This window comes from Sphingobacterium sp. UBA7855 (genome assembly GCA_002500745.1).
In the GTDB taxonomy this organism is placed as follows: Bacteria; Bacteroidota; Bacteroidia; order Sphingobacteriales; family Sphingobacteriaceae; genus Sphingobacterium.
Map to the genome: position 1 here is coordinate 58,607 of DLST01000017.1, position 23,529 is coordinate 82,135.

Sequence of the window (23,529 nt, forward strand, 5' to 3'; positions counted from 1 at the left end):
CCATTACCAAAAAACCAACAAATGAACGCTTTTTTATCCTCAGCGATAGCATTGACACTCTTATTTGGCGCGACAGGGCTATATGCCCAGACCAATATGAAACCCTCTGACACGGAATATTACAGTCCTGTCCCTCCAACCATAACAATCGATCATGGCATACCGAGCGACGCCATTGTCCTTTTTAATGGCAAGGACCTCAGTAAATGGAAAGGTGAAAAAGGGCAAGCCAACTGGACGGTGAACAATAATGTACTTGAAGTAAAACCCGGAGCTGGAGCCATTGAGACCAACGAACATTTTACCGATTTTCAACTGCATGTGGAATGGAAAAGCCCCGAGGTAATCAAAGGTGAGGGTCAAGGAAGAGGCAATAGTGGAATTTTCTTACAAGGACTATATGAGATTCAGGTACTGGACAACAACAACAATCCGACTTATGTCAACGGTGGAGCAGGAAGTCTTTACAAACAGCGCCCACCACTGGCGCAGGTAATTGTGCCAGACAAATGGCATGTGTATGATATTATTTACAAAGCCCCCCAATTCAGTAAAGATGGAATATTAATCTGTAAAGGAACTGTAACCGTGCTACATAATGGCGTATTAGTGCAAAACAATACCCAAATAGACGGTACGACAGAATATATAGGGCTGCCCAAACAGGTAAGCCACGGTCCAGGCCCAATCATGCTACAGGATCATGGTGATCTGGTTCAATTCCGAAACATATGGCTACGTAAACTGTAGCTAAGCAGCAAGAAGTAGAGGTTTGCAGGAAACAATTTTAGTTACGAAAGCAACAATTCTGTATTAGGTTTTATAGGGCTATTTCCCTAATTTTAGCCCTATAAATAGTAAAACAAAACGGAATATAATACGTTCTTTGTGCGTCAATTTTTTACCCACAGCAGACCTCTTAGTCCGATGTGAGTAGAGCATAGCGCAAAATAACCGTTGGAACGGGTTCACTTATGCCGTTTAGAATAAACTTTCACAAAATATTACAGCTTAATGAAAAGAATTGCGCTATTCTTCTTGTTGGCAAGCTCCTTAGGTAGCTATGCGCAACGCAACCTCAATTTAGAAGAAACAGTCTTTGGCCCCCGCACCTACGCACCGACATCGATAGTTGGTGCCTCGTGGATCCCAAAATCCAGCACCATCTCCTATCTCGATAAATCATACCAGAATCTATTATCGAAAAGCTCAACAAACAATTGGAGCGAGACAACTCTGGCATCAAAAACGGACCTCGAAACCGCTTTAAAGGCGGCTATTCCGAATGACTCATTCAGTCTTCGGATGTTTCCTTATGGGTATAAATGGCTTGACGGAAATTCGCTCTTACTCCAAGTTGAAGGAAAAGATAAAACGTACGCGGTAACGTACAACATTCAATCCAAAACTATTGAAAGCTTTATTGGCAATGACAACAAAGGTGCGAATCGTGAGGTAAGTTCAGACTTTTCTAAAATCGCTTACCTAGTCGAAAACAACATTGAAATCATCGACAAGAATGGCAAAATTACTGCTGTAACCGATGACAGCAATAAAGGGATTGTCAATGGAAGCGATTACACACACCGTCAGGAATTTGGCATCAAGAAAGGAATGTGGTGGAACAATCAGAATGACAAACTGCTCTACTACCGTAAAGATGAAACTATGGTAGCCAATTATCCTTTACCACAATGGAGTTCCAGCATTGCGGACATCAAATGGATAAAGTACCCAATGGCAGGGCAAAAATCAGAAGAAGTTTCTTTGGTCGTTTACAATACCACCAGTGGACAAAAAGTAACACTTCAAACCGGTGAGCATGCAGAGCAGTATTTAACCATGGTTACTTGGGATCCTTCAGGAAAATACATCTACGTCGGACTACTTAACCGCGGACAAAATGACCTTAAAGTCAACAAATATAGTGCTGAAGACGGTTCCTTGGTCAAAACATTATTTGGAGAAACTGCAACAACCTGGGTGGAACCTGAAAACCCGTTGACATTTTTACCAAACAAACCAGATCAATTCCTTTATCAATCCGACAAGGATGGTTACAATCAGCTTTACCTATACAATACCAACGGTAATTTGATTAAAAAGTTAGGCTATAAAGACATCGTCATGGAAACATTGCTTGACTTCTCGGCCGATGGCAACAAAGTAAGTTATACCGGCGTAACCAATAATGGTTTGGATCGTCAATTATTCGAAGTTGATCTAAAATCAGGTAAGACAATTCAGTTAACACATGAATCTGGCATGCACCATGCTGCCTTAAGTGACGACGGCAAGTATATCTACGATCAATACAGCAACTTAAAAACACCGAATAAAATTCAGATCAAGAACGTCAAATCTGCTAAAGAAACAACCTTAGTCAATGCTGAAAACCCTTTTACCGGGAAAATAAATGATCCTAAAATCGAATTTGTACAATTAACTTCTGCAGATGGAAAATATCCTTTGACGGGACGTATCATTTATCCCAACGATTTCGATCCGGCCAAGAAGTATCCGGTCATGTACTACTTATATGGCGGATCACACTCCCAGTTGGTGTCCAACAAATGGTTAGGCGGCGCAGGTTACTTCGACATGTATATGGCCCAGCAAGGTTATATCGTCTTCACCATGGACAATCGCGGCACAAATTACAGAGGTCGGGATTTTTATACGGCTACTCATCGCAACCTCGGCCAAAATGAAATGGCCGATCAAATGAAAGGAATTGAATTCCTTAAATCAAAATCCTTTGTTGACCAACAACGCATGGGTATTTTTGGCTGGAGCTTCGGTGGATTCATGACTACTTCCTTCATGCTGCACCACAACGACATTTTCAAGGCTGCTGTAGCCGGAGGTCCAGTCATCGACTGGAAATTTTATGAAGTGATGTATGGAGAACGTTACATGGACACTCCACAGGAAAATCCAGAAGGCTATAAATTAACATCACTGCTCAATAAAGCGGATCAGCTGAAAGGAAGGCTATTGATTATTCACGGCGCACAGGACCCAGTTGTTGTTCAACAGAATAGCATGGAGTTTTTAGAAGCCTGTATTAAAGCCGGAAAGCAAGTAGATTATTTTCTATACCCGACTCATGAACACAACGTGATGGGGAAAGACCGTATCCATATGTACGAAAAAATTGCAGACTATTTTAATCAACACCTCAAAAATCCATCTTAAAACTCAGGCAAGCTAGAAAAATAAAAAAGGCAACTTTCCATATGAAAGATGCCTTTTTTGTTTTATAATGTACAATACGTATCTTTAATGACAACACTTTAACCGATTATCACAGGCTTTGAAAAAGAACATTCCTTTTACACTCATTATACTGCGCCTTGTCTTAGGCCTGCTGCTGTTACTTTTTTACTTGCTCAAAGTGGATCATTTTAAATGGTATGCAATTTCATTTCTTGTAATAGGATTATTAAGCGACATATTTGACGGCATTATTGCCCGTAGGCTAGCTGTTTCTACCACGCTGTTACGCCGATGGGACTCCAGTGTTGATCTTCTGTTTTTTGCCTGTATTTCACTGGTAACCTACCTGAGCTGTCCCCAATTTTTTAAGGATAATGCTACATTGATTTTGATCCTGGTAGGATCAGAGATATTAACCTACATCATTAGCTTTGCAAAATTTAAAAAGGAAATTGCAACACACTCCATTGGAGCGAAGATCTGGACGCTGTTTTTATTCGCCCTTTTAGTCGAATTACTACTACATTGCCAATCAACAATCTTATTTCAGTTAACGATCTGGTTAGGCCTTCTTACACGTTTGGAAATTATTGCTATTATCCTCACGCTCAAAAAATGGTCTAACGACATCCCAAGTATCTACCACGCTATCCAGCTACGCAAGGGAAAGGCGATCCTTAAAAACAAGTTGTTCAATAGTTAATGCGGCTCCTCATCCAAACCTTCAGATAAACTATATAATGTCCAATGCTTCGCCTTTATTGCCTGCGATTCTGCCTGAAGTAATTTGATAAAGTCATGTACCCCAAGCTCCTCGTTTCCGTTACCGTGAATCAGGACAATACTGCCATTCTTCGCCTGTTGCCCCTTAGCCAGCCAGGCATCCGATCCAACGGCAAGGAGACCATAAGATATCAGGCTTTCAATAATTCGGCGATCTGAAACCAAGCCCGGACAACGGAAAAACACCGAAGGCACTAGGCCATTCTTCAGCATCAATTTTTCATTTTCCAACACTTCAAATCTTAGATCCGTATTTTTAGAAAGCAAAAAATTGGACGACAGTGGTTGATTGTTAAAGACATGGTCATACGTATGGTTGACCCAAGTAATCTTGACACCTTTTCCTGCCAACGACTTAAGCCAGTCCAGATCAGCCCTATGATTCAGCATCCATTTCCCCGAAATAGAAACAGCCAATGGCAAAGTCGCATCGACACCCTTAAACGCCAATAGAAGATCCTCAAAAATAACTCTATCCAAGGACTTATGTGAAGGACATAAATCGATTGTCAAATTAATACCCGCTTCTTTAGGAAAGCTAAAGTTCAGACCAGCATCCTGTAAGTTATTCTCCGTTTTTCTAACGAAGGAAAAACAGCTTTCATACACAGAACCCATTAAATTTTTATTAACCTCACCCGCATCTTTATAGACCATGCTTACCGATCGACCACCTACTACACGCGTTTGCAGTGTCGTAGGATCTACCGTGAGGTAATACTTTACAGCGTTCGATGTGAAACTACGAATACCCACCAGAGATCGGTCATTTTCACGAAGGATCAGCCACTCGGTCCGGTAGTTTTCTAAATTGACAAATGAAGTCTGTCCAAAAGAAAAAAGACCGCATACGAGAAATAGATAAATTAATATAAGTTGTTTCATGACTAATTGCCGCTTGTTCTTTTCGACTGAAGATTCGTTGGCCATGCTGCCGGCTTACCATCTTTATCGATAGGTAATGTGATTTTTTCCCGGGAGACCAAAGTTGGTTCTTCACAGGCTAGGTAAGTTAAAATCGCAACGATAATGGCATTTTGTTTCACCTCATCAAACACAATCTTATCGTAGGTATCGCGATTGGTATGCCAGGTCACTTTACCATAGTCCCAAGAAGTCGAAGAAAGTCCAAACGCCGGAATTCCTTTTTGAACAAAAGAAGAGTGATCACTTCCTCCGGTTCCTGGCATACCGGGAAAACTCGTTTGAATTTCATTGCGAAAATCTTCAGGTAGATATTGTAGCCAACGACCAATGTATTCGTAAGATTTTTCAAAACCACTGCCCCCAATACGAACAATTCGACCTGTTCCATTATCCTGGTTCCACACCACCTGTATATTTTTTACAAGTTCAGGATGGTCCTCGACAAATGCGGAAGAACCGTTTAGCCCCTGCTCTTCACTCCCCCAGTTCCCAACCAAAATTGTTCTTTTATTATCCGGATAAACCTTCCTTAAAATACGGACGGCCTCCATCATGGTAATCACACCGGTAGCATTATCTGTCGCGCCAGAGGCCCCGTCCCACGAATCTAAATGTGCCGACAGTACAACATATTCATTGGGTTTTTCCTTACCTTTGATCTCGGCGATACTGTTATAAGTTTTTGATATTCCAAGCTCTTTGGAATTCCCCTGAAGCAACACCCGGGGTCTGACACCATGTTCTGCCATACGGTATAATATACCATAATCTTCCAATCCCACATTAAAGACGGGAATCTGTTTAGATTTTGCATCAAAAATACGCGTGATACCCGGCAACTCTGTCCAGTAAGAATCTATGACACCAACTGCACCGGCTTCTTCCAATGCTAAAGGCAATGTCCGACGAGTGCTTCCCGTGTAGATCATACTGCGCTCCCACCTTTTTAGCTGATCGTTTTTTAAGGTTTGATATTTTTCGTATCCTCGAGCTGTAGCAGATTCCTTCCAGTTGGCATCTGAACGCCCCGACAATGGATTCATGCCGATAAGCACAATTTTCCCTTTAACAGTTCTAAGCCACGACTGGAAGTCGGACTGAGACTGAAACAAAGGCATAGTCACCAGCTCTGCCTCGACCCCCTTCCCTTTTGTCATCGGACTGAAAGCCAACTGTGTACCTTCCAAGGACTTCACACGCGGATAGGTCATCGTCACCTGGGAGGTGCCCCGTTCCCAAGAACGCCATTCGCCATACGGCTCATTACGGGCCTGCGCTCCAAGCAAATTATAATTTTTAACAACCCAGTCGTGCGCCTGTTGCATTTGTGGGCTCCCAACAAGGCGAGGACCAATCATGTCGATCAGCTCAAATGCATACTTTTCCAATTGCGAATTTGCATTTGCTTCCTGGACAATCGACGAGACCATCGCTTCCTTATCCTGAGCAAAAACGCGGGGAGTACTCCATAAAAGAAGTGCTAATCCCAAAGATTTTATTCCGAATGGTATCATTGCATCTATTTTCATATGTTATTATTAGTTATTTTATAATTATCCGTTCACAAACAGACACCGCACGTGTGATCTACCCCGCGTACATTCTCCATTGGCTCCAATCAGGAACTTCCGAAAAAGACGGCACGTTGGTCTGTAATTAATTTGGAAAACCAAAGCATCCGGTGATTGGTGTTCCCGAAAATTACTAAAGAATATTTAAAAACACACATTATTTTAGAGCAGCTCAATTATATCTTTTTATTTCCTCCGGAAATGCCAAAAGAAGGGATAAAAAAAGCCTGAAAAGATATTTTTCAGGCTTTACTAAAAATATAGATATGAAGGTTGATTAGTTACACAGCTTCTACTTTCGATTTTTCGTAGCTCTCTTGGTGCACAGAAGCCACCGCTCTACCCGAAGGGTCGTTCAGGTGCTGGAAAGAAGCATCCCATGCCAACGCTTCGGGCGTACTACATGCAACAGATTTTACTGAAGGAACAGTTTGAGCTGCCGCTGTTGAAGGAAAATGTGACTCGAAAATTGTTCGATATAAAAATTCCTCTTTATTTTTCGGTGTGTTTATCGGGAAGCGCGTCGAAGCCTCGGCAAATTCCTGATCAGAAACTTTATTTTCAGCCTGCTCTTTCAAGGTATCGATCCAGCTGTAGCCTACACCATCAGAAAATTGCTCCTTCTGGCGCCAAGCGATGCTCTCCGGCAGATAGTCTTCAAACGCCTTACGTACAACCCATTTTTCCATCCTTCCTTCGCGAATCATTTTATCGGAAGGGTTGATGCGCATGGCAATATCCATGAATTCTTTATCCAAGAAAGGCACGCGTCCTTCTACTCCCCAGGCAGCAAGTGATTTATTTGCCCGTAGACAATCGTATAGATAAAGTTTTTTCAGCTTGCGCACAGTTTCCTCGTGAAATTCCTGTGCATTGGGTGCTTTATGAAAATAGAGATACCCACCGAAAAGCTCATCCGAACCTTCGCCAGACAATACCATTTTAATTCCCATCGATTTGATTACACGCGCCAATAGATACATTGGTGTCGAAGCACGGACTGTTGTCACATCATACGTTTCCAAGTGATAGATTACATCACGGATAGCATCCAATCCCTCCTGAATCGTAAAATTAATTTCATGATGTATTGTACCAATATGATCAGCAGCTTTTTTTGCTGCAATTAAATCTGGTGCACCTTTCAAACCTACCGCAAAAGAATGCAATTGAGGATACCATGCATCTTCCTGATCGTCACTCTCAATACGTTTAGACGCAAACTTCTTCGTTACAGCAGCAATAACAGATGAATCCAAACCTCCAGAGAGCAGTACACCATAGGGCACATCTGACATTAACTGACGATGCACCGCATCTTCCAATCCTTTGCGTAAAACAGCGATATCCGTTTTGTTATCTTTTACTGTGTCATAACTCTCCCAATCGCGTTGGTACCAGCGCTGCGGAACTGGCCCGGTTTTACTATACAAATAATGGCCCGGAGGAAATTGTTCGATCGTCTCACAGAAACCTTCCAGTGATTTTAATTCCGATGCGACAAACAGCTGCCCCTCTTTATCTTTACCATAATATAAGGGAATAATCCCCATATGGTCACGAGCAACAAAAAAAGAATCGTCACGCGAATCATATAGTGCAAAACTAAAAATACCATTCAATTCGTCAACAAATGAAGGCCCTTTTGCTAAGTATAAAGCCAACACAACTTCAGAATCACTTTGTGTCGAAAATTCATAATCAGGAAGACTATTTCTTAATTCATGGTGGTTATAGATCTCGCCATTAACTGCCAGTACAACTTGACCATCCGGGCTGTACAAAGGTTGACTTCCCGATTTAGGATCAACGATAGCTAATCGCTCGTGTGCCAACAACGCTTTTTCGCCAGTAAAAATACCCGACCAATCAGGACCACGGTGACGAATACGTTTTGACATTTCCAATACTTGAGATCTCAATGAGCTTGCAGGTTGCTTTAATTCAAAAGCGCCAATAATTCCACACATATTATGAACTTTTTAAAGATTTCGTTTTTACATTATGTTATTGATACAAAGTAAAACAATTAAAAACTATTTTCACAATAATTTTCAATTTTTTTTATATTTTTATTAAAAATAGTTTTCAAAACAAACAAAATTATCAATGAAACGCATGTTTGGTTAAAATAATCACACAAAAGATCAGCAGGTGGTCTAGACATTTATGATTACATTGGACTTATAATCAAATAACCCGGATATGGATCCAATCAGAACCTTTTACAGCGCGCTAGCGCTCACAGCAGAGGAATTGACTGCTATCACAGAAAAACATACGGCCATAACGGTCAAAAAGGGCGACTTTATATTGACCAAGGGGCAGGTTTCAAATGCTTACTACCTGATTGAGCAAGGACTCACACGTTCTTTTCTACATGATTACGATGGTAATGAAGTCACTACCGGATTTTGTATTGACAAGGAGGTCGTTATTGAAGTGGCGTCCTTTTTTCAACGTAGTCCAACGGTTGAAAATATTCAGGCACTTGTGGAAACCCGCCTTTGGAAAATAAAATTCGAAGATTTTCAGGAGCTCTTTCATCAGATTCCTGGATTTAGGGAATGGGGCCGATCCTGGATGGCCAACGAGCTTGTTCACAGTAAAAATAGAGCGATTGCGATGATTACCGAACCGGCAACGGCGCGCTATCTCCACCTCATGAAAGAAAAACCTCTATTGATACAGCAAGCACCACTCAAGCATATTGCCTCTTATCTGGGTATTACTGATACTTCTTTGAGTCGTATCCGCAAAGAAATTGCGCAAGGGAATTGGCCTTTTTCCTGACATGCGTGCTCTTTTTTTTAAACTTGTCTCAGGACAAGTTTTTTAAACAGGTTTCAGGTTATTTTTACTCGAGCTTTCCTGGCTACATGTAATCCGCTTCAATAGGATAGCAGGATGGAATATAGGAAGCCCAAAAAGTAATAGACATTCAAAACCAGAAATTATGGCAAAATTACACGCTTATTTGAATTTTAACGGAAACTGCGAAGAAGCTTTCAATTTTTATGAAAAAGTGTTCAACACCAAGAACCCCGGCTACATGCGCTACGGGGATATTCCTGCTGATCCACAAATGCCTCCTGTTCCAGACGAAGCGAAAAATAAAATCTGTCACACCGCCATTTCCATCAATGGAGATAGCATGCTGATGGGCGCTGATGTTGTTCCCGCTTTTGGACAACACTATATTCAAGGAAACAACAGCTATGTCATGCTCATGTGTGAAAGCAAGGCAGAGGCAAGAACATTATATGATGCGTTAACTACCGATGCAAAGTTGGTCGAAATGCCGCTCGGAGAAACATTTTTTGCCGAACTATACAGCGCTTTTCAAGACCAGTTCGGCATTTGCTGGATGGTTTACTTTGGTGGAAATAAAGAAGAAGATTGCGAAAGTAACGCTTAAGCCAACTGCTCATCAGATAACATTGGCAAAAAAGGGCAGTCATCTATCCCTACTGCCCTTTCTATTCGCTTGGTTTCGTTATCGTGTAGCACCTATGCTACCCACAGTAAAACATCTTGTTGTGGCAGTTTTGAAAAGACAAAATTGAAATGGCCATTCCACAGGCATCTCCGATTTTTGCCGCTACCACGTTAAATCTATTATTTTTCTACCAGTACTTTTTCCTCAAACAGGATCCCATCCCAGCCATTTGTCCTAAATTGACGAATGTTCTGATGGCCATCTCCGTCCGGATTATCGAGTACATGCTGATAATGCTCGGCAAAAAGGCGCAATGTATCTTCCTGGGAAAGATTATGCAACTGCGCAAAATAGAAAACTTTTGCACTGCCTTGATTTTCTTCTTTTGAGTTTTTCAGCGTCCCATTCTGAAATGCACTGGGACTATAGCTGTAGTGATCGGCAATATGCGCCAATACTTCCTGAAACTGTAATTCGCTTCCTTTTAATTTAATCAATAATTCTGCTGTATTCATCTTGATGTTATACCTTTTAAAATCTATTCGAATTGAATTTCTCCATCATAAACCTGAATGAACAGGCATCAAACGCTCTTAAATAACGCCATGAAGTGAGCCTCCCTTTGCAGCAAGCCGATCCACACGTCTTTCCACCGCTTCGTCTTTGATCAAAGCCGGGGCATGGTGGGGTTTTGTTCGCGCATCAATAATCAAAGGACCTTCACAACCCCAATGTTTAAATGTTGTAAAACTATCAATTCCATAAATATCAAATGCAGGATTACTTCTGGTAAACGTTGTCCAAACAAAGTTATTGACAGTAGCAGCGGTAAAGTTCGCATCATCGCATAAAACGATCAATGGAAAACCTTCCCAGGAGCTTGCAGCGGCAGCGCGACACCATTCTTCGATAATTTTCGATTCATTCTCGTATGTTGAGAATGCCTGTCCATCGATCGCTATCACACCAGGTAGGACAAATTTTGCCTGATTGAAAGGTCGCGGCAGGTCAAAACCAGCCGGCAATTCACGGCCCAATGCTCTTTTCTTTGTACCAGCGGCAGCAAAAACCACCTTTGAACCGGCATTTAATCCATCTCCAGAATAGTCCAACGTATCGATAGTCGTATTGGTCTGAAAATGAACATCCCGAGTAAGGTCTATACGTTCAAGGATATGACCCAAAAAAGCCGGGATATCATATATATCCAATTGCGGATTATCTTCATGTGCTGAAATAAACAAATATTTAGCAAGGCTGAGCTGATTTTTACCCAGTATCTGATTGGCTATTGTTAAAATTTCCTGCGGTCGATCCACACGCTGATAAGGCGTATATCGTTCAGAACCTATGGCGAAAAGCAAGGGGTGCACCCCAGCGGCATCAACAGCGTTAACAGCATGAAGGCCCGAAATCTCCTGTGGAATGGCAGCACCTGTAATTTCGTGGATTAAAGCCCCGAAGCTGGTATCTTCCTGCGGTGGACGCCCCACAACCGTAAAAGACCAAATCGGATTTTTCTTATGGTACACATTGTGTACTTTCATCAATGGGAACGGATGGGTCAGGCTATAATAGCCGATATGGTCACCAAAAGGACCCTCTGGCTTATTTTCATTCGGATAAACAGTACCTGTAATCACAAAGTCAGCATCTGCTGAAATACAAAACCCTTCGTTGTCATAGAAATAACGGAATCTTCTATTCCCCAATGCGCCCGCGAAAATCATCTCAGAAAGTCCTTCCGGCAATGGCATTACAGCAGCTAAGGGATGTGCAGGGGGGCCACCGACAAAAATACTCACCTTTAGAGGTCTACCAAGTGCATTTGCCTTTGTTTGATGTATCCCTATGCCGCGATGCAGCTGATAATGCAAACCAATTTCCTGATCCGGTAGATAATCGTTACCGGAAAGCTGAATCCTGTACATCCCGAGATTAGCCTGCATGATACCAGGTTTGCTGACATCTTCGGTATATACTTGCGGCATCGTCACAAAAGCACCACCATCCATGGGCCAGTTGACAATCTGCGGAAGTTTACTAATGGATGTCTTTCCATAAAGAATAGGAGCACCCGACTTCTTTTTCCAAGGTAGGGCACCTAACGCTGTCATAGATGAACCAATATATTGAAAAGGATTTTTCAGCACCGCTGCAGGATTCATTTTAACATCCACCAATTTCTTTAAGTGATCCAGCGAATCGCGAAACATAAATTTCGAACGTTCTAACGTACCAAACAAATTGGATACCGCAGGAAATGTGGTACCTTTGATATTTTCAAAATACAAGGCCGGTCCCTCAACATCAAATACCCGCATATGAATTGCAGCCATTTCGAGATAAGGATCAACCTCTTCTTTGATACGGATCAAATGTCCATGCTTTTCAAGATCCGCAACACATGCTTCTAAACTATTGTATCCCATATATTAAATCTGTTTCACCACGTCAATCCACAAATTTAACAGAATTATTGATTATACAGGATAAAAACAGTTATAACATACGAAAACACCTGTCTGAAAAACCGCGATAAAAACGATTGTTCTGAATCCCCTGAAAGGTACATTAGGTGTCTAAACAGACATAGGTTTTCAAAGGGGTAAATTCAAATGCCTGTATTTTCTGCCAAGTTGTATTATCGACATTCTTTTCATAATAAAGCACTCTTCTAAACTCATCGATATCTTCTTTATTGATATCATTCAATCGTGTTAACAGCAGTTTCGCAAAGAATTTATTCACACCTATCTCTTTTTTGGGGCGTTCGGAAGAGCAGTTCAGAAAATGGTAAAATAAGCCTCTAAAAGTCATTTCCTCGTTGCCGCCAAGGTAAATGACCTCGGATATAAAATTATTTTCCCAAGGCATTTCCCGCAGCCAACGGTATACATCGAGCAGGGGAAGTGGTCTAAATTTTAGGGAAGCTACCCAATTCCAATAAAATATAGTTTGCCGTCGGGCAAGCTTAGCAAATATTCGGTTCAGTACACTCTCTTTTCCCACCACACTGCTTTTGATCACAATGGTATATTGTACACGTAAATTTTCAAAAAGATTGCGCACGGGCTCCAGGAAATCTTCGTCCATTAGCCGCGCGACGTAAATAACACGATTATTGCCTGCCCGCTTACAAAGCTCCACGAAATTGCGCAGACCGAGCAATTCAAGCTGAAGCTGTATATCATTATCCAGCGAAGGGACTTGAGTAAAATAAATTCCAAAATTAATATCTGAGATTTCAAAATTCTCATAAGCCTCACCTTTCCGCAAGAGGTCAAGTTCAAAGAGCTTAGCCGTAACCTGTTCCTTCACGATCCTATTAAAAAGAGATAAGTTGCGGACTAATCCCGTCACATCAAAATCGCTGGATTGCAGATAACAGGATGCCCGTCGTCCCAAATAGGTATTTAGCCCGCTGATTAAAACCTTTTTCATTCGAATGCTCTATTTTATGGCTATGAAACCATCCCGATTTTATAATTCGTTCTCACTATATTGGCCATGAAACATGATCCTACCCCGCTAGTAAGCTGTGTTTACTCTGATTTTAGAACAGAAAAACGCCAAATAAGTTTAACACTAATTTTTATTTTTTCCGATAAAAAAGCCTACAACAGCTTTATGACAACCGTCATTGTCCTTTTTTTGTCAATTCATCAATTAATACTTTCAAGAATACAATATCCTTATATATTTGTAAATCTTCTGAAAATAGGCTGCACTAAAAAGTATTTATCTTCACCTCTATGGACAAAAGGGCTACAATGATCTGGTTTCGAAATGATTTAAGACTTCATGACAATGAAGTATTTTATCAAGCTTCTGAAAAAAGTTCATTTATTATCCCCGTATATTGTTTTGATCCGCGATATTTCGACCGAAATCAGTTTGGCAACTTGAAGACTGGTGTGCTGCGGGCGGCCTTTGTTATCGAAGCGGTTACGGCACTAAAAGAAAAATTAAAGAGCCATGGTAGCGACTTGTTGACTTATGTGGGCAAGCCCGAGGACATTATTCCTAGAATCGCACAAAAGTATCAAGTTCACGAAGTTTATCACCACCGCGAAGTAGCTCTTCGGGAGACCTCTATTTCCGAAAAAGTAGAAAGTGGACTTTGGAGCAGCAAAATAAATCTCCGTCATTTCATCGGTCATACCCTTTATCACAAAGAAGACCTTCCATTTCCAATTAAGGATATACCCAATGCTTTTTCTGTTTTCAAGAAAAAAGTTGAGCGGGAAAGTTTAGTTCGGCAACCGATTCCATTACCGACCAACTTCCTTACGCCACCCCATTTAGAGGACACCAAAATTCCCTCACTGAAAGACTTAGGTTATTCAGCGGAGGAGATCAAATCTGTTGACGACATTTACATTCTCGGAGGCGAAGACACCGCACTCAGTATTATGCATGCGTTATTGTCAACCTACCCAGAGACGGATCAGGATCCACTCATCCTCGGTCCTTTTATTGCCTCAGGCGCCTTATCCCCTATCCTCTTATATCAAAATATCAAAAAATTGGGTGAAGGTAAAAAGGACAAACGGTTTGAGAAGATTATTGACATCCTTCTTTGGCGTGATTATTTTAGGTTTATGCTAAAAAAATATCCGAATATATTTTTTAAATCGCAAGGCTTTACTACCAGTGCACCGCAGGGTTTTCCAACCGCAGACGGCGATGACCAACGATTTGATAAATGGAAATCAGGCCGTACAGAAAATGATTTTATAAATAGTGTGATGATTCAATTGCAGAAGACGGGCTACATTCCCTATCAAGCACGCTTTATTGCAGCCAGCTATTTGGTGCATGAGTACGGTGTCAATTGGCTTCGTGGAGCTTCTTGGTATGAGGAGCACCTGCTGGACTATTCTCCTGCCACCGTATATGGACAGTGGTCTCATGTCGCTGGCGTAGGTACGAGTGAAAAGGATAATAAGGCACTGGATTGGCAAAAATTGATTAAAACTCATTTCCCGAATGGGCTTCCAAAACTGGATGAAATAATGGTTAAATAAATCTTCGTCGGAAATAAATATTCCGACGGAAAAGGTCTTTTTAGCACCCCGGAATCTCCTTTAAAGTCGTGCTAAAAATGTTAAGAATTGGATAGATTTATTGATTAAATTATTCAATTTCAGTATTAGAAACTCTTTTTTTATTCATAACTTTGACAAATTTCATAGTTTTAATTGTAAATGGACAATCTGACATATTTGAGTAATGCTGATTCGGCTTATGTCGATGGCTTATATCAATCGTACAAGCAAGATCCCCAATCGGTAGATTTCGGATGGCAAAAATTCTTTGAAGGTTTTGATTTCGGTCAAAATGCTGGTGGAACAACAAGTTCAGTAGGTGAAGCTACCCCTGAGCACGTTTTGAAAGAAATCAACGTGCTGAACATGATTAACGGCTACCGCGATCGTGGCCACCTATTCACACACACAAATCCTGTGCGTGAGCGACGTAAATACTATCCTGGCAAGGAATTGGAGACATTTGGTCTTGCTGAAGCAGACATGAGTACGGTTTTCAATGCCGGTGTTGAAGTAGGATTAGGTCCAGCAACATTAAAAGACATCCGTCAATTGGTAGAGGATACTTACTGCCGTTCCATTGGTGCAGAATTCAAATATATCCGTAACCCAGAAAAAATTAAATGGTTACAGGACCGTATGGAAGCGGATCGTAACATGCCTAAATTCTCTTTAGATACCAAAAAGAGGATCTTAAACAAATTAAACCATGCTGTCGTATTCGAAAACTTTTTGGGTACTAAGTTTTTAGGTCAAAAACGTTTCTCACTTGAAGGTGCCGAAAGTTTAATTCCTGCGCTAGATTCAGTTATCGAAAAAGGAGCAGAAATCGGTATTCAGGAATTTGTTATTGGTATGGCTCACCGTGGCCGTCTCAATGTACTGACCAATATTATGGGTAAATCTTACAAGTCAGTATTCTCTGAATTTGAAGGTAAGACTTATGCCGACGATCCCGAAGTGAACTTTGGTGGGGACGTAAAATACCACTTGGGTTTCTCTTCTGAAGTCAAAACCAACGATGGCAAATCTGTTCACCTAAGTTTGGCTCCTAACCCTTCGCACCTGGAAACGGTAGATCCAATTGTAGAAGGTATGGTACGTTCGAAAATCGACTTCAAATACGATGGTGATTCATCGAAAATTGCACCGATCATCATCCATGGTGATGCGGCAATTGCTGGCCAGGGTGTCGTGTATGAAGTAACCCAGATGTCTAAACTAGATGGTTACAAAACTGGTGGTACTGTACATATTGTCATCAACAACCAGATCGGATTTACAACAAACTACAAGGATGCCCGTTCGGGTACATATTGTACCGACGTTGCAAAAATCACTTCTTCACCCGTATTCCATGTCAACGGTGATGATGCTGAAGCAGTGGTATACGCCATCAATTTAGCTGTAGAGTACCGTCAGAAATACAAAACTGACGTCTTTATCGATCTTTTATGTTATAGAAGATTTGGACATAATGAGGCCGATGAACCAAAATTCACGCAGCCATTGTTGTACAAACTTATCGATAAGCATCCCAACCCGAAAGAAGTTTATGCTAAAAAATTAATTTCCGAAGGAAGTATTGACGAAGCATATTCCAAAACTATCGAGAAGGAATTTAAAGCTGCACTACAGACTAAATTTGAGGAATCTAAAACAGTTGAGGTATTGACTGAAGAGATTCCGATGTTTAAAGGTGCATGGGAAGGATTGCGTCCTGCTAAAAAGGGTGAAGTATTAACAACATCCGATAAAACCAAAGTTGCAAAGGATTTATTTTTGAAATTAGCAAAAGAAATTACAACCTTACCTGCTGACAAAAAATTCTTCCGTAAGATTACGCGTTTATTTGAAGACCGTGCCAAAATGATCGATACGGATTCATACGATTGGGCAATGGGCGAATTGATGGCTTACGCGACATTATTGGATCAAGGTAACCGTGTACGTATCTCGGGACAAGATGTGCAACGCGGCACATTCTCACACCGTCATGCGGTATTGACGCTTGAAGATTCAGAAGAAAAATATGTTCCTCTAGCTCATGTGAAAGGGGGCGATAAATTCTCCATCTATAACTCCTTACTTTCCGAGTACGCTGTTTTGGGTTTTGAATATGGCTATGCATCCTCTAACCCCAATTCATTGACCATTTGGGAAGCGCAATTCGGAGATTTTTATAACGGTGCTCAAATCATTGTAGATCAATATCTATCCAGTGCGGAGACGAAATGGAAACGCTCCAACGGATTGGTGATGATGCTTCCTCACGGTATGGAGGGTCAAGGTCCTGAGCACTCTTCAGCACGTATCGAAAGATTCTTGGAGCTATGCGCAGATGAAAATATGATCTTAGCCAACTGTACTTTACCTGCAAACTACTTCCATTTGTTGCGTCGTCAACTGGTTCGCGAGTTCCGCAAACCATTGATTGTATTTACACCAAAATCATTGTTGCGTCATCCGAAAGTCGTGTCGCCTTTAAAAGACTTTACAGAAGGTGTTTTCCAGGAGGTAATCGACGATGTCAATGTTTCAGCAGAAGATGTTAAACGCGTATTGTTCTGTTCTGGTAAAGTGTACTACGACTTATTAGAAAAACAAGAGGCGGATAAGCGCAAAGATGTTGCTATCGTTCGTATCGAGCAGTTGTTTCCGATCCCTACAGATCAATTGAAAGCAATCCGCAAAAAATACACAAAAGCAAAAGAGTTTGTCTGGGTTCAGGAAGAAAACGAAAACATGGGCGCCTGGTCTTATTATTGCCGTAAACTCATGGGTACTGAAATTGCATTTACAGGTTTTGTTGCCCGTAAAGAAAGTGGAAGTACAGCTACGGGTTACATGAAACAACACGTTGCACAACAAGCAGCAATCTTAAATAAATCATTCGAATAAAAACAATTTAAAATCAATTGCGTCCTATAGCTAGGGCGCAATTGTCAATAAATAACAATATATATGAGCTTAGAAATTAAAGTACCAACCGTAGGTGAATCAATCACGGAGGTAACCTTATCACAATGGTTGAAACAAGATGGCGATTATGTGGAGATGGATGAAAACATCGCCGAACTGGAATCAGACAAAGCAACGTTTGAATTACCAGCTGAAAAAGCAGGTATCTTAAGAATCATTGCACAAGAAGGTGATACTTTAGAAATCGGTGCTGTTGTTTGTACAATTGAAGAGGGTGATGCCCCTACAGGCGATTCAGCTCCAGCTGCTGCCCCTGCTAAGGAAGCATCATCAACTGCTGCTCCAGCGGCTGCCGCGAAAGACGAAGATCCAGATAGCTATGCTGCTGGTACAGCTTCTCCTGCTGCTGCAAAAATCTTAAGAGAAAAAGGAATTGATGCTTCTACAATAAAAGGAACAGGTAAAGAAGGACGAATCACAAAAGAAGATGCCGAAAAAGCTCAACCTGTTGCTAAAGCTGCAGCACCTGCGGCAAAACCTGCTGCTGCTGCTGCACCAGCTGCCCCAGTCGCTGGTTCTAGAAATGAACGTCGTGAGAAATTATCTTCCTTACGTAAAACGATCGCAAAACGTTTAGTCGCGGTTAAAAATGAAACAGCGATGTTGACAACATTCAATGAAGTCAATATGCAGCCGATCATGGATTTACGCGCCAAATATAAAGATACTTTTAAAGAGAAATTTGGTATTGGTCTTGGCTTCATGTCATTCTTTACTAAAGCAGTAACCACTGCGTTAGCTGAATGGCCTGCTGTCAATGCACGTATCGAGGATAACGAGATTGTATATTCTGATTTCGCAGATGTTTCAATCGCGGTTTCTGCCCCTAAAGGATTGGTAGTTCCAGTTATTCGTAATGCAGATGCCATGTCATTGGAGCAGATCGAAAAAGCAATTGCTGCTTTAGCGGGTAAGGCACGTGACAACAAATTAACGATCGATGAAATGACCGGTGGTACATTTACAATTACCAACGGCGGTGTATTCGGATCAATGATGTCTACGCCGATCATCAACGCGCCACAATCGGCAATCTTGGGTATGCACAACATCATCCAACGTCCTATTGCTGAAAATGGTCAGGTGGTGATCCGTCCAATGATGTATATTGCACTTTCTTATGATCACCGCATCATCGATGGTCGTGAATCAGTTAGCTTCTTGGTTCGTGTAAAACAATTATTGGAAGATCCAGCTCGTTTATTGTTGGGTGTTTAAACCTCAATAAAATTGGAAATATAAAAGACCTATGCTTTGCGGCATGGGTCTTTTTTTTAGCAAGATAGCCAATTTATACCTATCGAACCCATCTGCTCGCTCTGATCGGAACAATAGCGCTGCTATACCTTCATATCCGATGTAGCTATCTAAAAGCCCAAAGTCACAAAAACCGTTTTGCATCGCTAATTGGGAACCTGATTATACCAAGTTCCTTCTAATTATTACCGACAGAATCATCCGATTTAAGTCCTGCAAATAATAGATGCTATTTTTTAAAAGTTAGCTTGTTTTCAATCATACGGTTGTTATACTGTTGAATAAAAGCTTTCATCTTGGTCTCCATCGTATCTAATACAGCGGGATGCTGTTTTAGCAGATCCTGTTTCATCAATCGGTCCTTCTTTAGATCGTAAAATGATGTCACTTTCAAGCCGTCATACGACATCATATAATCTTTATAGTAGAGGTTATAGCTTCCTGAGTTATTATTAAGCACAAAATTATCCTTACCCGATTTGAAAGCATCCGACCCGAATGCAAAATACGGTTCATCGTAGTGCAGATAATTTAAAATCGTCGGCATAATATCAATTTGTTGCACCAGCTTATCTGCTTTACCCACCAGATTATCGCCTGGCGCATAGAATATGATAGGAATCTGAAAGCCTCCAGCTGTGGTCTGATATTCCGGCAGGTAGCTTACAGTAGCATGGTCTGCACAAATCACGAACACGGTGTTGTTGTACCACGGCATTTTAGATGCTGTGGCAAAAAATTCGCGCAGCGCATTATCGGTATATCCGATGGGCTCTTGTACAGGCAAAGGTCCTTTGGGAAATTTTCCCTGATATTTTTCGGGTACTTTAAAGGGATGATGTGAGGATAATGAGAAGAAACTGGCGAAAAATGGCTGATGAAAAGTATTGATCTTGTTTGCTACAAACTGTAAAAAAGGTTCATCCCAAATTCCCCATATGCCATCAAAGTCCGCATCATTGTTATATTCATTCTTACCAAAATAATGCTGAATGCCGGCCAATTTCATATAAGCCGAAAATCCCATACTTCCATTAGGTGCGCCGTGGAAAAATGCCGTCTCATACCCCTTCTTACCCAACAGCTTCGCTAAGCTCGTGGTTTCATTGCCCGAATATATCGAAAGTACAAAAGGTTCACCTATCGAAGGAATGCCGGTAATCACGGATGGTAATGCATCAATTGACTTACGCCCATTGGCATACGTATCTGTAAAAGTGTACGCATGGCGGATCAATGAATCCAAAAAAGGCGTGTAACCTTTGTACTTTCCACCTTGAATATCTTTGTTCAATTCACCAAAATGCTCTTTTGCGAAACTTTCCAAAATCAGAACGACGACATTCTTCTTTGTAAAAGGCTGTTCCTTTTTGGGTAGATGAATAGGATTGTATACCTGTTGAAGCTCCTGTTCGGAATAATAATGCACCGGTTTAAGACTGACAGCCTTTAATGTTTTTAATATACTAAATGGCGTGTTCAGTACGATATTCATTTCCTCTGGAGTTTCCACATAATCTCCGGCATTGCTTAACGTAATGGGACGCGTGCTATGGGCCCATCCTCCACGTACCCCGCCGATGAAAAGAAAGGCGGTCAATAGAAACAAAGGTACTTGGATCAAAAATGACTTCCAGTTATATTTCGTGATCTTTTCCAGCTGAATAAGCTGATAGGATCTCATCAGGCCATACACGATAAGAGCCAATAGTACGATAAGATACCAATAGTCCAAACAAAAATCAAAGGCTAGCTTCACCAAGTTAGATTCATTTGAAAATTGATCGATTACTGTGCCCGTGGTTCTTTTGAGTGTAAAGGGATAATAGGCAAAATCAATCAGGTTCAAGGCTATTCCGATTGAATTGACCACAACGAATATCCATTTGGCAACTTGCTGATAAATCCGGTTATCCTTAAACGGTCCCGGGACAGTCATCATTACAATATAAAGAATATTTAAATAGAGCAGTGCTACAATGTCGAAACGCACACCACCGGCAAACATCACCAGGAGCTTACCCGCATCGACGTGCGGAAATAAGGAGGCATTGCTGCCATAAAACCCCAATCTTAACAACGCATAAATGACCAAAAGAAAGATAAAACGAATTGCGACAGCAAAATACGGTGCAAGTACTCCCTTTAATTTCATAGTCCTAATATTTTAAAAATTCACGATATACGTCTTGATAATACGCTTTACCGATATTCAACAAACTATCTGTTTTGCTTACTGGATATTCCTTGTTCGACCTATAGTTGATTATCCTTCCCACGTTATCAAAAGAAACCGCTTGCTCTGGAGTAATTACTCCAAAGGCATCTTTGGAATTATAAAAGGCAATTTGAGGTGTGGTTGGATTGAACAAATCCCGGCTCCAATGGTAACGTTCGGTTGGAAGTTTCAATTGTGTCAATAACGTTGCAGCTAAATCTGTCTGGTTGCCAATTCTGCTGAAAATTTTCCCCCGAAACTCAGGCTTGATAACATCTCCGAAAAAAATCAATGGAATATGAAACCGATTGGGATGAAATAGTTCCCATTTTTCTGAAGGAAGGCGGTGTCCATGATCAGCTACAATAACAAAAAGAGTATTCTTATACCAAGCTTCCTTTTTGGCTTTAGCGATAAAGTCATACACCACTGAATCCGTATAATATGCTGTGCTTCTAAACTTATCTGCATTGGTAGCATTGCCAAATTTATAACCATTTTTCAAATCGAATGGCTCGTGGTTGACCAAGGTAAAGATCGTCGAAAAGAAAGGCTGTTTTTCCTTTTTAAAGTCCTTGATCATCCGATTAAACACCACATGGTCGTATACCCCCCAAGAGGCACGTTCAGCATCCAAGCCAAAATTAGCATTATCGACAACTCTAGCGATCCCATGGGTGAGCATATACGATTTAAAATTGTAAAACTCACTTTGTCCACCGTGGTAAAAAGATGTTTCGTAACCCGCATGATCGAGCTCCTGCCCAATTGCAGGCATATTTTCATGCTTATCAATATATTTAATAATACTTTCAGGCCCTTGTGCAGGAAAGCCACTCAATATCGCCACCATTCCTTTGTCAGATCGATCAGCAGCAGAGTAAATATGGTCAAACAAAATCCCCCCTTTGATCAACTCTTCCATGTGTGGTGTAATTCCCTTCTCCCCCCCGAGGGACTGGATAAGGTCGCCGACAAAACTTTCTAACATAATAAAGACCACATTGGGCCGAGTCGTTGTAAGCACCTGAACCGCCGAATCCGGCTGATGCTGAAAGGCAGGCCGTAGTTTCTCTGCGATCTCTTTCTGATCGCTATAGTAACTATATGGGTTTTTCAGTTTGGTATTTTTAGCAAAGAAATCGCGTAAAAAAGCCCATTGCGTATTGACTGCCGCATGGTTATAAAAGGTATCTTCCGAATAATAAGCTTTACTGGGGTTTAATGTTGCCCGCCCATAACCACCGCGAATAAATGTGAAGAGGACAAAAATTCCGACGACCAATTTAAAGATATTACCGACCGGAGATGTGATATTGAAAAAGAATACCTTTTTAAACATCCAGCGGTACAAAAAATAGCCACACAATATGCCGATCAGCATGCCGACGATGGGGAGAAATACCGGTGTGGCTTCTGCCGAAGCTACAGCCCCTGAAGGTGAGGCCAAAAAAGAATCGATAGCGCGTTTGGAGATCTTGTCGCCCCATTCCCGATAGATATTGATGTTGATAAAGCTTGTCACAAAAAACAAAACCAGCACAATGATGGTATAGATATCCAAGATCCGTCTTTTGGGTTTGAGCTTTGGAAAAAAACTTAATATACAATACACAAGGAACGGTAGTGCACATATATAAGAAACAGCCGAGAAATCCAGATTGAGGCCATGATAGTAAATTCTGAAAACCTCTGTAATATTGGAAAAACCAATTTTCTCAAAAAAAGCAGTAACAAAAATCAATCTATCTATAAAACAGATCATTAACCAGAATAGAAAATACTGTGTTAAAGCTCTCAACTCTTTAGCAAATCGTTGCATTCTTTCGCGTAAAAATAAAACAGGCAAATTTACATTAATTTAAATGAAATACAGGCTAATTACATAGTAATATGAATAAAAGATTAAAAAATTATAAAGTATCCCTGAGATAGAATACCGCATAAATAGCAAACTCTTCTGCCGAAGGAGGATGGTGTTTGAATGAATTGCCGATACGTGATGGATAGCATCTTTTTGTTTGAGCACAAGATCAGCTGATACCTAAGGAAAATAACATAGAAATACTTACTTTTGTGTTC

16 protein-coding genes are annotated in these 23,529 nt (G+C 41.0%); 8 read left to right on the top strand and 8 right to left on the bottom strand.

The window, feature by feature from the left end; genetic code table 11:
• Positions 1-21 precede the first annotated feature (21 nt).
• From B2107_RS15475 to B2107_RS15485, 3 genes are all read left to right on the top strand, one after another.
• Entirely contained in the window at positions 22-750 is a 729-nt protein-coding gene (locus B2107_RS15475) for a 3-keto-disaccharide hydrolase (RefSeq protein WP_293956560.1), read from the top strand.
• Between the two features lie 264 nt (positions 751-1,014).
• A complete protein-coding gene (locus tag B2107_RS15480) occupies positions 1,015-3,198 on the top strand; it encodes a S9 family peptidase (RefSeq protein ID WP_293956562.1) in 2,184 nt (727 codons plus the stop codon).
• A gap of 118 nt (positions 3,199-3,316) precedes the next feature.
• A complete protein-coding gene (locus tag B2107_RS15485; RefSeq protein WP_293956563.1) occupies positions 3,317-3,922 on the top strand; it encodes a CDP-alcohol phosphatidyltransferase family protein in 606 nt (201 codons plus the stop codon).
• Here B2107_RS15485 and B2107_RS15490 read toward each other — a convergent pair.
• The 3 genes from B2107_RS15490 to asnB all read right to left on the bottom strand — a co-directional run bounded on the left by B2107_RS15490 (position 3,919) and on the right by asnB (position 8,470).
• Positions 3,919-4,887, bottom strand: a complete 969-nt coding sequence (locus B2107_RS15490) for a polysaccharide deacetylase (protein ID WP_293956565.1) — start codon at positions 4,885-4,887, stop codon at positions 3,919-3,921. The two genes, B2107_RS15485 and B2107_RS15490, sit on opposite strands and share 4 nt — an antisense overlap.
• A 2-nt stretch (positions 4,888-4,889) precedes the next feature.
• Positions 4,890-6,458 (bottom strand): M20/M25/M40 family metallo-hydrolase, encoded by a 1,569-nt coding sequence (locus B2107_RS15495; RefSeq protein WP_293956566.1) that lies wholly within the window; start codon positions 6,456-6,458, stop codon positions 4,890-4,892.
• Positions 6,459-6,781: 323 nt separating this feature from the next.
• Entirely contained in the window at positions 6,782-8,470 is a 1,689-nt protein-coding gene (gene asnB, locus B2107_RS15500; protein ID WP_293956567.1) for an asparagine synthase B, read from the bottom strand.
• 235 nt (positions 8,471-8,705) lie between these two features.
• Between asnB and B2107_RS15505 the strand changes: the two genes are divergently transcribed.
• The gene (locus B2107_RS15505; protein ID WP_293956568.1) at positions 8,706-9,293 is read left to right on the top strand and encodes a Crp/Fnr family transcriptional regulator; all 588 of its coding nucleotides are present in this window, start codon (positions 8,706-8,708) and stop codon (positions 9,291-9,293) included.
• A 163-nt stretch (positions 9,294-9,456) separates the two neighbouring features.
• Complete coding sequence (locus B2107_RS15510; protein ID WP_293956569.1) at positions 9,457-9,918, top strand: VOC family protein; 462 nt, start codon at positions 9,457-9,459, stop codon at positions 9,916-9,918.
• Positions 9,919-10,118: 200 nt separating this feature from the next.
• On the opposite strand, the gene B2107_RS15515 is transcribed toward B2107_RS15510, so the two are convergent.
• The 3 genes from B2107_RS15515 to B2107_RS15525 form a co-directional block, all read right to left on the bottom strand.
• A complete protein-coding gene (locus B2107_RS15515) occupies positions 10,119-10,454 on the bottom strand; it encodes a HopJ type III effector protein (protein WP_293956570.1) in 336 nt (111 codons plus the stop codon).
• A gap of 78 nt (positions 10,455-10,532) precedes the next feature.
• Positions 10,533-12,371, bottom strand: coding sequence for a UbiD family decarboxylase (locus B2107_RS15520; RefSeq protein WP_293956571.1), 1,839 nt, complete (start codon positions 12,369-12,371; stop codon positions 10,533-10,535).
• A 142-nt stretch (positions 12,372-12,513) separates the two neighbouring features.
• A complete protein-coding gene (locus tag B2107_RS15525) occupies positions 12,514-13,383 on the bottom strand; it encodes a hypothetical protein (protein WP_293956572.1) in 870 nt (289 codons plus the stop codon).
• A 329-nt stretch (positions 13,384-13,712) separates the two neighbouring features.
• Here B2107_RS15525 and B2107_RS15530 point away from each other — a divergent pair, with 329 nt between their 5' ends.
• From B2107_RS15530 to odhB, 3 genes are all read left to right on the top strand, one after another.
• Positions 13,713-14,969, top strand: a complete 1,257-nt coding sequence (locus tag B2107_RS15530; protein ID WP_293956573.1) for a deoxyribodipyrimidine photo-lyase — start codon at positions 13,713-13,715, stop codon at positions 14,967-14,969.
• Positions 14,970-15,149: 180 nt separating this feature from the next.
• Entirely contained in the window at positions 15,150-17,891 is a 2,742-nt protein-coding gene (locus tag B2107_RS15535) for a 2-oxoglutarate dehydrogenase E1 component (protein ID WP_293956574.1), read from the top strand.
• Between the two features lie 63 nt (positions 17,892-17,954).
• Positions 17,955-19,190, top strand: coding sequence for a 2-oxoglutarate dehydrogenase complex dihydrolipoyllysine-residue succinyltransferase (gene odhB, locus B2107_RS15540; RefSeq protein WP_293956575.1), 1,236 nt, complete (start codon positions 17,955-17,957; stop codon positions 19,188-19,190).
• A 268-nt stretch (positions 19,191-19,458) separates the two neighbouring features.
• Here odhB and B2107_RS15545 read toward each other — a convergent pair whose 3' ends face one another.
• Both B2107_RS15545 and B2107_RS15550 read right to left on the bottom strand, forming a co-directional pair.
• On the bottom strand, positions 19,459-21,384 hold the full coding sequence (locus B2107_RS15545; RefSeq protein WP_293956577.1) for an LTA synthase family protein: 1,926 nt from the start codon (positions 21,382-21,384) through the stop codon (positions 19,459-19,461).
• A 4-nt stretch (positions 21,385-21,388) separates the two neighbouring features.
• Positions 21,389-23,269, bottom strand: coding sequence for an LTA synthase family protein (locus B2107_RS15550; RefSeq protein WP_293956578.1), 1,881 nt, complete (start codon positions 23,267-23,269; stop codon positions 21,389-21,391).
• Between the last annotated feature and the right edge of the window lie 260 nt (positions 23,270-23,529).

Coding starts and splice junctions, on each gene's coding strand:
- B2107_RS15505 (WP_293956568.1), top strand. CDS start 8,706: ATGGATCCAATCAGAACCTTTTACAGCGCGCTAGCGCTCACAGCAGAG.
- B2107_RS15550 (WP_293956578.1), bottom strand. CDS start 23,269: ATGCAACGATTTGCTAAAGAGTTGAGAGCTTTAACACAGTATTTTCTA.
- B2107_RS15525 (WP_293956572.1), bottom strand. CDS start 13,383: ATGAAAAAGGTTTTAATCAGCGGGCTAAATACCTATTTGGGACGACGG.
- B2107_RS15535 (WP_293956574.1), top strand. CDS start 15,150: ATGGACAATCTGACATATTTGAGTAATGCTGATTCGGCTTATGTCGAT.
- B2107_RS15510 (WP_293956569.1), top strand. CDS start 9,457: ATGGCAAAATTACACGCTTATTTGAATTTTAACGGAAACTGCGAAGAA.
- B2107_RS15490 (WP_293956565.1), bottom strand. CDS start 4,887: ATGAAACAACTTATATTAATTTATCTATTTCTCGTATGCGGTCTTTTT.
- odhB (WP_293956575.1), top strand. CDS start 17,955: ATGAGCTTAGAAATTAAAGTACCAACCGTAGGTGAATCAATCACGGAG.
- B2107_RS15495 (WP_293956566.1), bottom strand. CDS start 6,458: ATGAAAATAGATGCAATGATACCATTCGGAATAAAATCTTTGGGATTA.
- B2107_RS15520 (WP_293956571.1), bottom strand. CDS start 12,371: ATGGGATACAATAGTTTAGAAGCATGTGTTGCGGATCTTGAAAAGCAT.
- asnB (WP_293956567.1), bottom strand. CDS start 8,470: ATGTGTGGAATTATTGGCGCTTTTGAATTAAAGCAACCTGCAAGCTCA.
- B2107_RS15515 (WP_293956570.1), bottom strand. CDS start 10,454: ATGAATACAGCAGAATTATTGATTAAATTAAAAGGAAGCGAATTACAG.
- B2107_RS15475 (WP_293956560.1), top strand. CDS start 22: ATGAACGCTTTTTTATCCTCAGCGATAGCATTGACACTCTTATTTGGC.
- B2107_RS15530 (WP_293956573.1), top strand. CDS start 13,713: ATGATCTGGTTTCGAAATGATTTAAGACTTCATGACAATGAAGTATTT.
- B2107_RS15480 (WP_293956562.1), top strand. CDS start 1,015: ATGAAAAGAATTGCGCTATTCTTCTTGTTGGCAAGCTCCTTAGGTAGC.
- B2107_RS15545 (WP_293956577.1), bottom strand. CDS start 21,384: ATGAAATTAAAGGGAGTACTTGCACCGTATTTTGCTGTCGCAATTCGT.